Genomic DNA, 13,347 nt, shown 5'->3' with positions numbered 1-13,347 from the left:
CCTGCAGGCGCGGCCCTTGGAGCTTTACGGGCGAATGAGCGAAGCCGGAAATTCGGAAACGGAAAAGGCGGTTGCCTATCGCGTTCTGGCGCGCAAATACCGTCCTGCGAATTTCTCCGAACTGATCGGCCAGGAGCCGATGGTTCGCACCCTCACCAACGCCTTCGCCACCGGCCGCATCGCCCAGGCCTGGATGCTGACCGGCGTGCGCGGTGTCGGCAAGACGACCACGGCGCGCATACTGGCGCGGGCACTGAACTACAAAACATCGACCGTCGACCAGCCGTCGGTCGATCTTGCCGTTCCGGGTGAGCACTGCCAGGCGATCATGGAAGGCCGCCATGTCGACGTCATCGAGATGGACGCTGCCTCCCATACCGGCATCGATGACATCAGGGACATCATCGAGCGCGTGCGTTATGCGCCGGTGTCGGCGCGCTACAAGGTCTACATCATCGACGAAGTGCACATGCTCTCCACCCAGGCCTTCAACGGCCTGCTGAAGACGCTGGAAGAGCCGCCGCCGCACGTCAAATTCATCTTCGCCACCACCGAAATCAGAAAAGTTCCGATCACCGTCTTGTCGCGCTGCCAGCGCTTCGATCTCAGGCGTATCGATGCCGGCGCACTGGTTGCGCATCTCTCCTCGATCGCCGCCAAAGAAGGCATTGCGGTCGACGATGACGCGTTGGCGATGATCGCCCGTGCGGCCGAAGGCTCGGCGCGCGATTCGCTGTCCATTCTCGACCAGGCGATCGCCCATGGCAGCGGCTCGGTCAGCGCCGAAGCGGTGCGCGCCATGCTCGGGCTGGCCGACCGCGCCCGCATCGTCGACTTGTTCGAACATGTGATGAAGGGCGACGTGGCGGCCGCCCTCGCCGAATTCCGCAACCAGTATGACACCGGCGCCGATCCGGCCGCGGTGCTGACCGATCTTGCCGAATTCAACCATCTTGTCACGCGGCTGCGCTTCGTGCCGACGGCCCTCGACGACGCCTCGCTGTCCGAGGACGAGCGGCGGCGCGGCGCCGACTTCGCCAAGGCGCTGTCGGTCAGGGTGCTGTCGCGGACCTGGCAGATGCTGTTGAAAGGCATTCCCGAGGTGCAGTCTTCCAATCGGCCGGTCAGCGCCGCCGAAATGGTGCTGATCCGGCTGGCCCATGCCGCCGACCTGCCGACATTGGACGAGGCATTGAAATCGCTGGAGAGCGCAGCATTGGTGCCGAATGGCGCGCCACGCTCGAATGGTGCGCCCGCAAGCTCTGGCCCGGCAAATGCTGGCCCCGCAAATACTGGTCCCGCTGGTCCGAGCAACGGCGGCGGCGCCAGCGCTGTGGCGCAGACGCGGATGCCGGCGGCCAATGGCGGCGCACAGACCATGCGGCTGGTCGAACCCGAGCCGATGCCGGCGGCCTTCGTTCCGGCGTCGGCGCCGGAGCCGGTTGCGGATGCGCCGCCGGTGCCGGTGAAATCGCTGGCCGATATCGTCGCCCTTGCCGATGCCCAGCGCGACATGGCCTTCAAGGTGCTGGTGAAGCGCTGCGTGCGCCTGGTGCGCATCGAGCCGGGCCGCATCGACGTCAGCCTGACCGACGACGCGCCGAAGATGCTGCTCAACGATCTGACCGCCAAATTGCGCGCCTGGACCGGCCGCAGCTGGCTGGTATCGCTGTCGAAGGAAGAGGGCGGCCAGACGCTGGCCGAGATGGAATCGACCAAACGCGAAAACGCCCTCCTCGATGCCAAGAGCGACCCGACCGTCGCCGCCATCCTGGCGCGTTTTCCAGGCGCCAAGATCATCGATGTGCGCATTCCCGACGCGCCGGAAGCCGATGCGGTCGAGGCCGAGGTTCCGGTCGAGCCGGCGGCAGACGACGACGAAACCTGATACAGATCAATCTAGAGGACCCCACGATGAAAGATCTTCTCGGCCTGATGGGCAAGGCGAAGGAAATGCAGGCCAAGTTCCAGGCCATGCAGGACGAGATCGCCACGCTGGAAGCCACCGGACAGGCCGGCGGCGGCTTGGTCAGCGTGACGCTGACCGGCAAATTCGAGATGAAGGCGCTGAAGATCGATCCGTCGCTGTTCAAAGAGGACGAGGTCGAGATCCTGGAGGATCTGCTTCTCGCCGCCCACAATGACGCCAGGGCCAAAGTCGAGCAGATCATGCAGGAAAAGACCCAGGCGCTGACCGCGGGACTTCCGATACCGCCGGGAATGAAGCTGCCGTTCTAGATCTGAACTTAGCGTTTCAGCGGCGCCATGAGCAAAGAGCCATCAGCCAGGTTGATAGAGCAGCGCCTCCGAAACCGGATCTATGAGATACTGGAAATCCTGGCCGACTGCGATGCGGGCGTGAATCTCGTTGGAATCAACGGCTATTTCAATCTCTTCGACGATTTCCTCCATCGCCCGTCCGTCGAACCCGGCATGTCGGTCCTGTCGAAGGACGAACGCGCGATCGTGCTGGAACTGGCCGATTTGCTGGAGGCTGCCTGCGCGGCGATCCCTGACTTCACCAAAGCCGAGTTCATCGAGAGCGGCTGGCCTCAGCAGATTGCGCCCCAGGCACGGGAAGCGCGGACGCTATTCCTGAGGCGCGGCCTGTTCTCAGAGGAATTCGACGAATCCGAACCAGGGCAACCGATCGCCGTTCCGGCCGGCAGGTAGGCCCCGTACCGTCATTGCCGACCAGATTTGGCCGCCAGATGTGCTGATTCGGCCACTCTCGTCGTTTAATAACCCTTTAGCCATCTTTTTGCCTGAAAGTGTCTCATTCTTGCCGCAGCCTGGGCGGGCTGGCAGCAGAAACGAGGGGATATCTGTTGATCTCTACCCAATGGAAGACGCCGTTGTTGCTCGGCGTCATCACCTCTCCGCTGTTTTTGGCCGCCTGTAGTCAGACCACCTCGCACGGCCTGTCCGTCGCCAGTCTGACCGATGCCGTCAGGTCCCGGCCCTACAGTCACACAGCGAAGGACAAGGAGTGCCTCCAGCGCGCGATGTTCTTCGAATCCAACCGGTCTAGCCGTGACGGCATGATTGCCGTCGGCACGGTGGTCATGAACCGGCTGCGCTCCGGCAAGCACGGCAACACCATCTGTCAGGTGGTCGGCGAGCGCGGACAGTTCGCGCCGGGCGTAATGACGCGGCGGATGAATTCGAAGGCGATGCCCGATGTCGAAGAGGCCGCCGAGGCGGTGCTCAAGGGCGAGCGCAAGGCCAAGCTGAAAAACACCATGTTCTTTCACACCGCTGGCCTGCGCTTCCCTTACAAGAACATGCACTACACCATGGTTGCCGGCGGCAACGCCTTCTATGAAAAGCGCGGCCGCAACTGGAAGCCGCTGCCCGACGAGCCCACGGTCGCCGTGGCACAAGCCACGCCGCGGGCGCCGGCGGCCGCAGCCACCGCTCCGGCGATGCTCGTCGCCTCCGCTGCACCGGTACGCGCCACCAAGGCGACAACCGCCAGAGCTGCCACATCCGCCGATGCAACCTATGTGACCGCGGTCGCATCGCAGCCGGCAAAGGCAACTCTGGAGAAGGTGACGCCACAGAAGGCGACCCTTGTCGCGATGCAAGAACCGATGCAGGAGCCGGATGCGTCCCGTTTCGGCGGCACGGCCGAAATCCCGTCTGTCACCTCGTTTCCGGCCGCCTCGGCCGAGCCGACAATGGCGTTTGAATCGACGCCGGAGAACACCGACGCCATCGGCGCTATGATCGCCGGCCAGACCCGGCCGCTGGAAGCATACTGACGGCAGCGGCATTCTGGTCTTGCGCTCGGCAGTGTTCCAAAGCGCGCGGAAAAATCATAGGGCCTGATCCATTCCGATTAAAACGGAATGGGGCTCTATCCTCTTGTTTGACCATGATCTTTTCCGAAAACCGGTTTCCACTTTTCGGGATCATGGTCTAAACCAATGCGATGTCGAAGCGAATCGCCGGTCCCGAGATCGAACGCCTGATCCAGCTCCTGGCCAAGGTGCCGGGCCTGGGCCCCCGTTCGGCCAGGCGAGCCGCGCTTCATCTCATCAAGAAGAAGGAACAGTTGCTGTCGCCGCTTGCCGCCGCCATGAGCGAGGCGGTCGACAAGGTGCGCATCTGCTCGACCTGCGGCAATGTCGATACGTCCGACCCTTGCATGATCTGCACCGATCCGCGCCGCGAGGCCGGCACGCTGATCGTCGTCGAGGACGTGGCCGACCTATGGGCGCTGGAGCGGGCGGCCGCCATGAATGTCCGCTACCATGTGCTCGGCGGCACGCTGTCGCCGCTCGACGGCATCGGCCCCGAGCAGCTCAACATTCGCTCGCTGGTCGACCGTGTCGCCGGCGGCGAGGTCAAGGAGGTGATCCTCGCCGTCAACGCCACGGTCGAGGGGCAGACCACCGCGCACTATCTCACCGACCAATTGTCCGGCCTCGACATCAAGGTAACGCGGCTGGCGCATGGCGTGCCGGTCGGCGGCGAACTCGACTATCTCGACGAAGGCACGCTGGCCGCGGCGCTGCGCTCGCGGACGGCGTTTTGAGGTGGTTGCTGGGAGGGGCACTTGAGATGATTGCATTCCTTCGCGCCCCCCTCTGTCCTGCCGGACATCTCCCCCACAAGGGGGGAGATTGGATGTCACGCCGGCTTTCGCCAACCTCCAGCGCTGGAGAAAGGGCGCCGCCGTCAAAGCTGCCAATCTCCCCCCAAGTGGGGGAGATGTCCGGCAGGACAGAGGGGGGCGCGACAGAACGCAACCTCCGCAATCTCGTCTTTGCATTTCTTCTGGCCGCGCTAGCCGGCCTTTTCATTTCCGCCCCCGCCTCCGCCGCACCGATCGACGACCAGTTCCGCGCCTGGCTGCAGAACAACCTCTGGCCCGAAGCCAGCACCAAAGGCATCTCCAGAAAAACCTTCGAAGCCGCCTTCGACGGCGTCAAACCGAACCTCAAACTGCCCGACCTTGTGATGCCGGGCAAAAAGCCGACGACACCGCAGAAGCAGCATCAGGCGGAGTTCGGTTCGCCCGGTGCCTATTTCGCCGAAAAGACGGTTCGCGCCGTCACATCGGGCGGGCGGGCGCGCAAGGCGGCCAATGCCAGGACGATCGCCGCGATCGAGAAGCGCTACGGCGTGCCGGGCGAGGTGCTGTTGGCGATCTGGGGCCGCGAGAGCGGCTTCGGCGCGGCGAAAATGCCTTACGACGCTTTCGAAGTGCTGGGCACGAAGGCGTTCATGGCGACCAGGAAGGACTTCTTCCGTACCGAGCTTATGGCGGCGCTCGAGCTCGTCGAGCGTGGGCTGGCCCCGGTCAGCGCGATGAAATCGTCCTGGGCAGGGGCGCTCGGCCAGCCGCAGTTCATGCCGAGTTCGTTCCTGAACCATGCCGTTGACTTCGATGGCGACGGTCGGGCCGACATCTGGAATTCGGTGCCGGACACGCTGGCCTCGATCGCTAACTATCTCGTCCACTATGGTTGGGTGAAGGGCCGCGGCTGGGGTTTCGAGGTGACTGTGCCTGAGGCGGTTTCCTGCTCGCTCGAAGGTCCGGACCAGGGCAAGAGGATTTCCGAATGGGCTGATCTGGGCATCAAGCGCGTCGCGGCAAGGCCGTTTCCGGCGCGCGAGTTGAAGGCCGAAGGCTTTCTTTTGATGCCGGCCGGGCGCAGCGGTCCGGCCTTCATCGTCACGCCCAATTTCTACGTGCTGAAGCAGTACAATACCAGCGATCTCTACGCCCTCTTCATCGGTCACGGCGCCGACCGCATCGCCCATGGCGACAATAATTTTTCCGGCAGTTGGGGCGCGGTCGGCGGGCTCCACAGGTCTGACATCGCAGCCCTGCAGCGGGTGCTGGAAGCCGAGGGCTACGATGTCGGCAGCGCCGACGGCCTGCCCGGTTTCAAGACGCGCCGCTCGATTGGCAAGTGGCAGGCAAAGAACGGTCGCGCCGCCACCTGTTTTCCCAATGCCGATCTGGTCACTGCGTTGAAGTAGCGCATCACCCCTGCGTCCCATGGTCGGAGGCAGCCGATACCGGCCCGATCAACCCAGTTGCAAATGCTCGTTGCCGGCTTGGAAACCGCCGGATATGGTAATGGACCAACTGGACAAAAATTGCCGTGACAACGGTCCGGGGCGGCCGTCGTTCGGCCAGGCAAAGAACGCTGCAACCTGAGCCGGGAACTCAGGTCAACAAAAAACAGGGAACAATTAAAATGATGATGGAAAAGCTTGCTTTACGCTCCCGCTTCCTGCTCGCGGGTGCGGCCATGTCCGCGCTGCTTCTGGCCGGTGCGCCTGCCTTTGCGGTCACACCCGCCGACACGCTGGTGGAGGGTTTCGCCATCGACGACATCATCTCCATGGACCCTGGCGAGGCCTTCGAACTGTCGACCGCAGAGGTCACGGGCAACACTTACGATCTTCTTGTCCGCCTCGATCTCAGCGATACGTCCAAGGTCAAAGGCGACCTCGCTGAAAGCTGGGCTGTCTCAGATGACGGCCTGGTCTACACCTTCAAGCTAAAGCCCGGCCTGAAATTTGCGTCAGGCAATCCGATCACGGCGGCCGACGTCGCCTATTCGTTCGAGCGCGTTATCAAGCTCGACAAGAGCCCGGCCTTCATCATCGGGCAGTTCGGCATCAATGGCGACAACGTCACCGAGAAGGCCAAGGCCGTCGATGACACGACGTTCCAATTCACCGTCGACAAGGCCTATGCGCCGAGCTTCGTCCTGAACTGTCTGTCGGCAACGGTCGCCTCGGTCGTCGATGCCAAGGTGGTCAAGGAACATGTCGCCGCGGTCACGCCCAGCGACGACTATAAATACGACAACGACTTCGGCAATGCCTGGCTGAAGACCGGCTATGCCGGCTCCGGCGCCTTCAAGCTGCGCGAATGGCGGGCCAACGAAGTCGTGGTCATGGAGCGCAACGACAATTATCACGGCGAAAAGGCCAAGCTTGCCCGCGTCATCTATCGCAACATGAAGGAAAGCTCGGGCCAGCGCCTGGCACTCGAGGCCGGCGACATCGACGTCGCCCGCAATCTCGAGCCGAACGACCTCGACGCCATTGCCAAGAATGGCGATCTTACCACCACCAGCGCGCCGAAGGGCACGGTCTACTACATCAGCCTCAATCAAAAGAACCCGAACCTCGCCAAGCCAGAGGTTCGCCGGGCCTTCAAATATCTGGTCGACTACGACGCCTTGAGCACGACCATTCTCAAGGGCATCGGCGAGATCCACCAGAGCTTCTTGCCGAAAGGCGTGCTTGGTGAGCTGGACGAGAACCCGTTCAAATTCGACGTCGCCAAGGCCAAGGAACTGCTTGCCAAAGCCGGCCTCGCCGACGGCTTCAGCGTCACCATGGACGTGCGCAACACCCAGCCGGTGACCGGCATGGCGGAATCGTTCCAGCAGACGCTGGGACAGGCCGGCGTCAAGCTGGAGATCATTCCCGGCGACGGCAAGCAGACCTTGACCAAATACCGCGCCCGCAACCACGACATCTATATCGGCCAGTGGGGCCAGGATTATTTCGATCCGAACTCCAATGCGCAGACGTTCGCCAGCAACCCCGACAATTCGGACGAAGGCAAGACCAAGACCCTTGCCTGGCGCAACGCCTGGGACATTCCGGACTTGACCAAGGAGACCGAAGCGGCCCTGCTGGAGAAGGATCCGGCCAAGCGCGCCGCAATGTACCAGGATCTGCAGAAGAAGATCCTGGAGACCAGCCCTTTCATCATCGTTCACCAGCAGCTGGAAGTGGCCGGCCTGCGCAAGAACCTCAAGGGCTTCGCGCTCGGCCCGAGCTTCGACACCAACTTCGTCGGCCAGATCTCCAAGGAATGATGCCGGCGGACGCGCCGCATGAGTACTGTTGAAAGCGAAGTGACGGCAGGGCGCGGTAGCGCCCGTGCCGTCGCTGTCGCATCGTCGATCGCCCGTTTCCTGGTCATCGCGATAACCACCTATCTCGGGCTTCTCGCTGTGACCTTCTTCATCGGCCGGGTGATCCCGATCGACCCTGTGCTGGCAGTGCTCGGCGACCGGGCGCCCGCCAATGTCGTCGAGCGCACACGCCGCGAGATGGGGCTCGACCTGCCGCTGATCGAGCAATTCTACATCTATGTGAAGAATGCCCTGAATGGTGATTTCGGCACATCGGTGCTGACCACCAATCCTGTCATGACCGACATCCGCCGCGCCTTTCCGGCGACGATCGAACTGGCGACGCTGGGCACGCTGATCGGTGCACTCATCGGCGTGCCGCTCGGCGTGCTGGCCGCCGTCAAGCGCGGCAGCATCATCGACCAGGTCGTGCGGATCATCGGCCTGGTTGGTTATTCCGTGCCGATCTTCTGGTTGGGGTTGCTGGCGCTCGTGCTGTTCTATGCCAGGCTGCAATGGGTGGCTTTTCCGGGCCGCCTCGATATCGTCTACGAATACACCTTCACGCCGATCACCGGCTTCTATCTTCTGGATGCGCTGTGGCAGCGGCAGTGGGATGTGTTTCGCGATGCCTTCCGCCACATCATCCTGCCGGCCGCGCTGCTTGGCTATTTCTCGCTCGCCTATATCAGCCGCATGACTCGCTCGTTCATGCTGAACGAGCTTGCCCAGGAATATATCGTCGCGGCGCGCGCCAAGGGCCTGTCCGAAACACGCATCATCTGGGGCCACGCGCTGCGCAACGCGGCGGTGCCGATGGTCACCGTGATTGCGCTTTCCTATGCTGGCCTGCTCGAAGGCTCGGTGCTGACCGAGACCGTGTTTTCGTGGCCGGGCATCGGCCTCTATATCACCAATTCCCTGCAGAACGCCGATATGAACGCTGTGCTCGGCGGCACCATCGTCATCGGCTCGGTCTTCATCGGCATCAATCTCTTGTCCGATCTGCTCTACCGGGTGCTCGATCCAAGGACCAAGGTACGATGAGCGCTGAGACGATCCAGAGCCGCCGCGACTGGCTGCTCAGCGAGCGGCCGGCCTCGCGCATGCAGGCCAGGCTCGGCCGCGCCTATGTGGCGTGGCGTCGCTTTTCCGCCAACCGGCTGGCGTTTCTCGGCCTGCTGATCATCATTGCTTTGCTGGTGGTCGCCGCCCTTGCCAATGTGCTGGCGCCCTATTCGCCGACATTCGGCGACCTCAAGGGTTCGCGCTTGCTGGCCCCGAGTGCCGAGCACTGGTTCGGCACCGATGACCTCGGCCGCGACATCTTTTCGCGCGTCATCTTCGGCTCAAGATGGACGCTCTACGTCGTCATTCTCGTCGCCGTCATTGCCGCCCCTATCGGCCTGCTGGTCGGCACCGTCGCCGGCTATGCCGGCGGCTGGATCGATGCGATCCTGATGCGCATTACCGACATCTTTCTGGCCTTTCCGAAGCTGATCCTGGCGTTGGCCTTCGTCGCGGCACTTGGCCCCGGCATCGAGAATGCGGTGCTCGCCATCGCCATCACCTCATGGCCGCCTTACGCCCGAATTGCCCGTGCCGAGACGCTGACCGTGCGCAATTCGGATTACATCAAGGCGGTGCAATTGATGGGTGCTTCGCCGTTCCGCATCGTTCTGCGCCACATCATGCCGCTCTGCATCTCGTCGCTGATCGTCAGGGTGACGCTCGACATGGCGGGTATCATCCTGACTGCCGCCGGTCTCGGCTTCCTCGGCCTCGGCGCCCAGCCGCCGCTGCCGGAATGGGGCGCGATGATCGCGTCGGGCCGCCGCTTTGTGCTCGACCAGTGGTGGGTGGCCGGCGCCCCGGGCTTTGCCATCCTCATCGTCAGCCTCGGCTTCAACCTGCTCGGCGACGGTTTGCGCGACGCGCTCGACCCCCGGAGTGGTGATCAATGAGTAGCGGCCCCATGAGCGGTTATCGATGAGCACACTTCTGGAGGTAGACGATCTGCGCGTCACCTTTCCGACGCGCACCGGCCGGATCGAGGCGGTGCGCGGCGTCTCCTTCTCGCTTGGCCGCGAACGGCTAGGCATCGTTGGTGAATCCGGCTCCGGCAAGTCGCAGACCGGCCGCGCCATCATGGGCCTGACCCCGCCGCAGGCCGAGGTCACCGCCAACAAACTTGCCTTCGACGGCATCGATCTGCTCGCGGCCCCGCCTCGCGATCGCCGAGCGCTGCGCGGCAAACGCATCGCCATGATCCTGCAGGATCCGAAATACTCGCTCGACCCGGTGATGAGCATCGGCCGCCAGATCGTGGAGACGCTGCGCACGCATGAGAAGGTTGGCAAGGCCGAAGCCCGCGATCGCGCGCTCGCCATGCTGGAGGCGGTGCAGATCCGCGATCCCTCGCGTGTCTTCGACCTGCATCCGCACGAGGTTTCGGGCGGCATGGGCCAGCGCGCCATGATCGCCATGATGCTGATCGCCGGTCCCGAGATGATGATCGCCGACGAGCCGACTTCGGCGCTCGACGTCACCGTGCAGCTCGACGTGCTCGGCATCCTCGACAAGCTAGTGAGCGAGCGCGGCATGGGGCTGATCTTCATTTCGCATGACCTGCGCCTGGTCTCGTCCTTCTGCGACCGGGTGATCGTCATGTATGCCGGTAAAGTGGTCGAGCAGCTCAAGGCCTCGGAACTCCGCGATGCCCAGCATCCCTACACGCGCGGCCTGCTCAACTGCATGCCCAGGATCGGCTTCGAACGCCATCCGCTGCCGGTGCTCGACCGCAAGCCGGAGTGGGCGGCATGACTTCAGCACTTTCCGTCGACAGGCTGGAAGTGATCTTCGACCGGTTTCGCGCGCTGAAGGGCGTCAGCCTCGAAGTGCAATCAGGCGAATCCTTCGGCCTTGTCGGCGAATCCGGCTCCGGCAAATCGACGCTGCTCAGGGCAATCGCCGGCCTCGCACCGGCCGCTTCGGGCAGCATCACCGTCAACGGAAAAAGACTCGGCGCGCGCCGTGACAAGGCTTTCTATCGTGAGGTGCAGATGGTCTTCCAGGACCCCTATGGCTCGCTGCATCCGCGCCAGACCGTCGACCGCCTGCTGCAGGAGCCGCTCGCCATCCACGGCTTCGCCGATAGTGAAAAGCGCATCCAGCGGGCGCTTGACGAGGTCGGCCTGGGAACCGGCTTCCGCTTCCGCTATTCGCATCAATTGTCGGGCGGTCAGCGCCAGCGCGTGGCGATCGCGCGTGCCCTGATCCTCGAACCCTCGATCCTGCTGCTCGACGAGCCGACCTCGGCGCTCGATGCTTCGGTGCAGGCGGAAGTGCTCAACCTGCTGGAAGAAGTTCGGCGGCGGCGCAAGCTGACCTTCTTGATGGTCAGCCACGACCTCGCCATCATCACCCATATGTGCGAGCGCCTGATGGTGATGCAGAACGGCGAGGCGGTGGAGAATCTCACGGCAAGCCAGCTTGTCGGGCACCGCGTGACCAAGGATTATACGCGCAACCTCCTCAGGGCGAGCGAGGGGTTTGTGAGGACGGCGTGACTTCGCCCGGACTGTTTTGGGGGAAATGTTATGGGCGAATGGAAGTTTTCAGATCCGCCCAATGTCGCGGTGTTCGTAGACAGGGGCATCTTCCGCCGGGATGATTGGATCGCGTATGTGTCGCATGACGACGAAGACGGCAGTTGGCAATTTCACAACAGCGAGCCCGGACCCGTCGATGACGGCGACATAATGATCGTCGGGCTGCAGGAAGTGGTTAAGCGAGATGAGAGCATCCTCGAATTGGCCGACTTGCCGGACGGCTGGCACGCTTGGCGCAGCTCGAAATTATCGCCTTGGCAGCGGGCAAAATCGCCGCCCGTGGGCTTTGATGACAACGATGATCCAGCAGAGCCCTAAGTCGGAGCTTGCAGCGGTTCCCCGCTCTCCAGAACAGGTGGCTCTTGCCGGCCGTTCGGCTACTTGATCTCGAGCCATGTCACATAAAGCGCGGGGCCGCGCAGGCCCAATCGCCCGCCGGCGGTGCCCACTTGAGGAAAACATGAAATAAAGCCAGAAGGGTTTTGAATACCTATCAAACGAGAACGGGCGCCGGCCCGGCGAAGGGCGATCATGAAGAACTCAGCCATTTCCGAACGCAAGAACCAGTCGATCTCGCGCGGCGTCGGCATGACCACGCAGATCTATGCCGACCGCGCCGAAAACTCGGAAATCTGGGATGTGGAAGGCCGCCGCTACATCGATTTCTCGTCGGGCATTGCCGTAGTCAACACCGGTCACCGTCACCCGAAGGTGATCGAAGCGGTCAAGGCGCAGCTCGACCGCTTCACCCATACCTGCCATCAGGTGGTGCCCTATGAGAGCTATGTCAGGCTGGCCGAGCGGCTGAACGGCATGCTACCGGGCAAATTCGACAAGAAGACGATCTTCGTCACCACCGGCGCCGAGGCGGTGGAGAATGCCATCAAGATCGCCCGCAACGCCACCGGCCGGCCGGCGGTCATCGCTTTTGCCGGCGGCTTCCACGGCCGCACCTTCATGGGCATGGCCCTGACCGGCAAGGTCGTGCCCTACAAGGTTGGCTTCGGCGCCATGCCGGCGGATGTCTTCCACGCGCCGTTCCCGGTGGCGCTGCACGGGGTCTCGGTCGCCGATTCGCTGGCGGCGCTCGACCGGCTGTTCAAGGCCGATGTCGATCCGGCCCGCGTCGCCGCCATCATCGTCGAGCCGGTGCAGGGCGAGGGCGGCTTCTACGAGGCGCCCCGCGAGTTTATGACGGCGCTGCGCAAGATCTGCGACCAGCACGGCATGCTGCTGATCGCCGACGAAGTGCAGACCGGCTTTGCCCGCACCGGCAAGATGTTTGCCATGGATCATCACGAGGTGGCGCCCGACATCACCACCATGGCAAAAAGCCTGGCCGGCGGCTTCCCGCTGTCGGCGGTTACCGGCCGCGCCGAGATCATGGATGCGCCGAACCCCGGCGGGCTTGGCGGCACCTATGGCGGCAGCCCGATCGGCGTTGCCGCAGCACACGCCGTGCTCGACGTGATCGACGAGGAAAATCTCTGCGACCGCGCCAACACGCTGGGCAACCGGCTGAAGCAGCGGCTGCAATCGATCCGCGACGACACGCCGGAGATTGTCGATATCAGAGGCCCCGGCTTCATGAACGCGGTCGAATTCAACGATGTGAAAAAGGGCTTGCCGTCGGCCGAGATCGCCAATGCGGTCCGGCTGAAAGCGCTCGACAAGGGCCTGATCCTGCTCACTTGCGGCGTCTACGGCAATGTCATCCGCTTCCTGGCGCCGATCACCATCCAGGACGGCGTCATGAACGAAGCGCTCGACATCCTGGAAAGCTCGATCCGCGAAGTTCGCGCCGCCTGACACTCGTCTGCTCCGGGATGTGGTGAGAT

At 63.2% G+C, this 13,347-nt stretch carries 13 protein-coding genes; all 13 read left to right on the top strand.

The features are described 5' to 3' along the window. Positions 1 to 34 precede the first annotated feature (34 nt). Positions 35 to 1,888, top strand: coding sequence for a DNA polymerase III subunit gamma/tau (locus NKH73_RS17920; protein ID WP_352934131.1), 1,854 nt, complete (start codon positions 35 to 37; stop codon positions 1,886 to 1,888). Positions 1,889 to 1,914: 26 nt separating this feature from the next. Further along, entirely contained in the window at positions 1,915 to 2,238 is a 324-nt protein-coding gene (locus NKH73_RS17915) for a YbaB/EbfC family nucleoid-associated protein (protein WP_352934129.1), read from the top strand. A gap of 120 nt (positions 2,239 to 2,358) precedes the next feature. Further along, on the top strand, positions 2,359 to 2,673 hold the full coding sequence (locus NKH73_RS17910) for a hypothetical protein (protein WP_352934126.1): 315 nt from the start codon (positions 2,359 to 2,361) through the stop codon (positions 2,671 to 2,673). Positions 2,674 to 2,828: 155 nt separating this feature from the next. After that, positions 2,829 to 3,764, top strand: coding sequence for a cell wall hydrolase (locus NKH73_RS17905; RefSeq protein WP_352934123.1), 936 nt, complete (start codon positions 2,829 to 2,831; stop codon positions 3,762 to 3,764). A gap of 170 nt (positions 3,765 to 3,934) precedes the next feature. After that, positions 3,935 to 4,540, top strand: a complete 606-nt coding sequence (gene recR, locus NKH73_RS17900; protein ID WP_352934120.1) for a recombination mediator RecR — start codon at positions 3,935 to 3,937, stop codon at positions 4,538 to 4,540. A 176-nt stretch (positions 4,541 to 4,716) separates the two neighbouring features. Beyond that, complete coding sequence (locus NKH73_RS17895; RefSeq protein ID WP_352934117.1) at positions 4,717 to 5,994, top strand: lytic murein transglycosylase; 1,278 nt, start codon at positions 4,717 to 4,719, stop codon at positions 5,992 to 5,994. 224 nt (positions 5,995 to 6,218) lie between these two features. Next, positions 6,219 to 7,859: an ABC transporter substrate-binding protein gene (locus tag NKH73_RS17890; RefSeq protein WP_352934471.1), complete on the top strand. Its 1,641-nt coding sequence runs from the start codon at positions 6,219 to 6,221 to the stop codon at positions 7,857 to 7,859. 18 nt (positions 7,860 to 7,877) lie between these two features. Further along, positions 7,878 to 8,945 carry an ABC transporter permease gene (locus tag NKH73_RS17885; protein ID WP_352934114.1) on the top strand — a complete coding sequence of 356 codons (1,068 nt, stop codon included), beginning with the start codon at positions 7,878 to 7,880 and terminating at the stop codon, positions 8,943 to 8,945. Continuing rightward, the gene (gene nikC, locus NKH73_RS17880; RefSeq protein ID WP_352934111.1) at positions 8,942 to 9,862 is read left to right on the top strand and encodes a nickel transporter permease; all 921 of its coding nucleotides are present in this window, start codon (positions 8,942 to 8,944) and stop codon (positions 9,860 to 9,862) included. The genes NKH73_RS17885 and nikC overlap by 4 nt, the downstream gene beginning before the upstream one ends. A 25-nt stretch (positions 9,863 to 9,887) precedes the next feature. Further along, positions 9,888 to 10,721, top strand: a complete 834-nt coding sequence (locus tag NKH73_RS17875) for an ABC transporter ATP-binding protein (RefSeq protein ID WP_352934108.1) — start codon at positions 9,888 to 9,890, stop codon at positions 10,719 to 10,721. Next, entirely contained in the window at positions 10,718 to 11,467 is a 750-nt protein-coding gene (locus tag NKH73_RS17870) for an ABC transporter ATP-binding protein (RefSeq protein WP_352934105.1), read from the top strand. The genes NKH73_RS17875 and NKH73_RS17870 overlap by 4 nt, the downstream gene beginning before the upstream one ends. Before the next feature lie 30 nt (positions 11,468 to 11,497). Then, positions 11,498 to 11,827, top strand: coding sequence for a hypothetical protein (locus NKH73_RS17865; RefSeq protein WP_352934102.1), 330 nt, complete (start codon positions 11,498 to 11,500; stop codon positions 11,825 to 11,827). 213 nt (positions 11,828 to 12,040) lie between these two features. Then, positions 12,041 to 13,318 carry a 4-aminobutyrate--2-oxoglutarate transaminase gene (locus NKH73_RS17860; protein WP_352934099.1) on the top strand — a complete coding sequence of 426 codons (1,278 nt, stop codon included), beginning with the start codon at positions 12,041 to 12,043 and terminating at the stop codon, positions 13,316 to 13,318. The last annotated feature ends 29 nt before the right edge of the window (positions 13,319 to 13,347 follow it).

The organism is Mesorhizobium sp. M0938 (genome assembly GCF_040319125.1).
Taxonomy (GTDB): domain Bacteria; phylum Pseudomonadota; class Alphaproteobacteria; order Rhizobiales; family Rhizobiaceae; genus Mesorhizobium; species Mesorhizobium robiniae.
This window is presented reverse-complemented; position numbering and strand designations above follow the sequence as displayed.

Bases quoted from the DNA above. Each gene is read 5' to 3' on its own strand.
- NKH73_RS17920 (WP_352934131.1), top strand. From the start codon at position 35: ATGAGCGAAGCCGGAAATTCGGAAACGGAAAAGGCGGTTGCCTATCGC.
- NKH73_RS17915 (WP_352934129.1), top strand. From the start codon at position 1,915: ATGAAAGATCTTCTCGGCCTGATGGGCAAGGCGAAGGAAATGCAGGCC.
- recR (WP_352934120.1), top strand. From the start codon at position 3,935: ATGTCGAAGCGAATCGCCGGTCCCGAGATCGAACGCCTGATCCAGCTC.
- NKH73_RS17895 (WP_352934117.1), top strand. From the start codon at position 4,717: ATGTCCGGCAGGACAGAGGGGGGCGCGACAGAACGCAACCTCCGCAAT.
- NKH73_RS17890 (WP_352934471.1), top strand. From the start codon at position 6,219: ATGATGGAAAAGCTTGCTTTACGCTCCCGCTTCCTGCTCGCGGGTGCG.
- NKH73_RS17885 (WP_352934114.1), top strand. From the start codon at position 7,878: ATGAGTACTGTTGAAAGCGAAGTGACGGCAGGGCGCGGTAGCGCCCGT.
- nikC (WP_352934111.1), top strand. From the start codon at position 8,942: ATGAGCGCTGAGACGATCCAGAGCCGCCGCGACTGGCTGCTCAGCGAG.
- NKH73_RS17875 (WP_352934108.1), top strand. From the start codon at position 9,888: ATGAGCACACTTCTGGAGGTAGACGATCTGCGCGTCACCTTTCCGACG.
- NKH73_RS17870 (WP_352934105.1), top strand. From the start codon at position 10,718: ATGACTTCAGCACTTTCCGTCGACAGGCTGGAAGTGATCTTCGACCGG.
- NKH73_RS17865 (WP_352934102.1), top strand. From the start codon at position 11,498: ATGGGCGAATGGAAGTTTTCAGATCCGCCCAATGTCGCGGTGTTCGTA.
- NKH73_RS17860 (WP_352934099.1), top strand. From the start codon at position 12,041: ATGAAGAACTCAGCCATTTCCGAACGCAAGAACCAGTCGATCTCGCGC.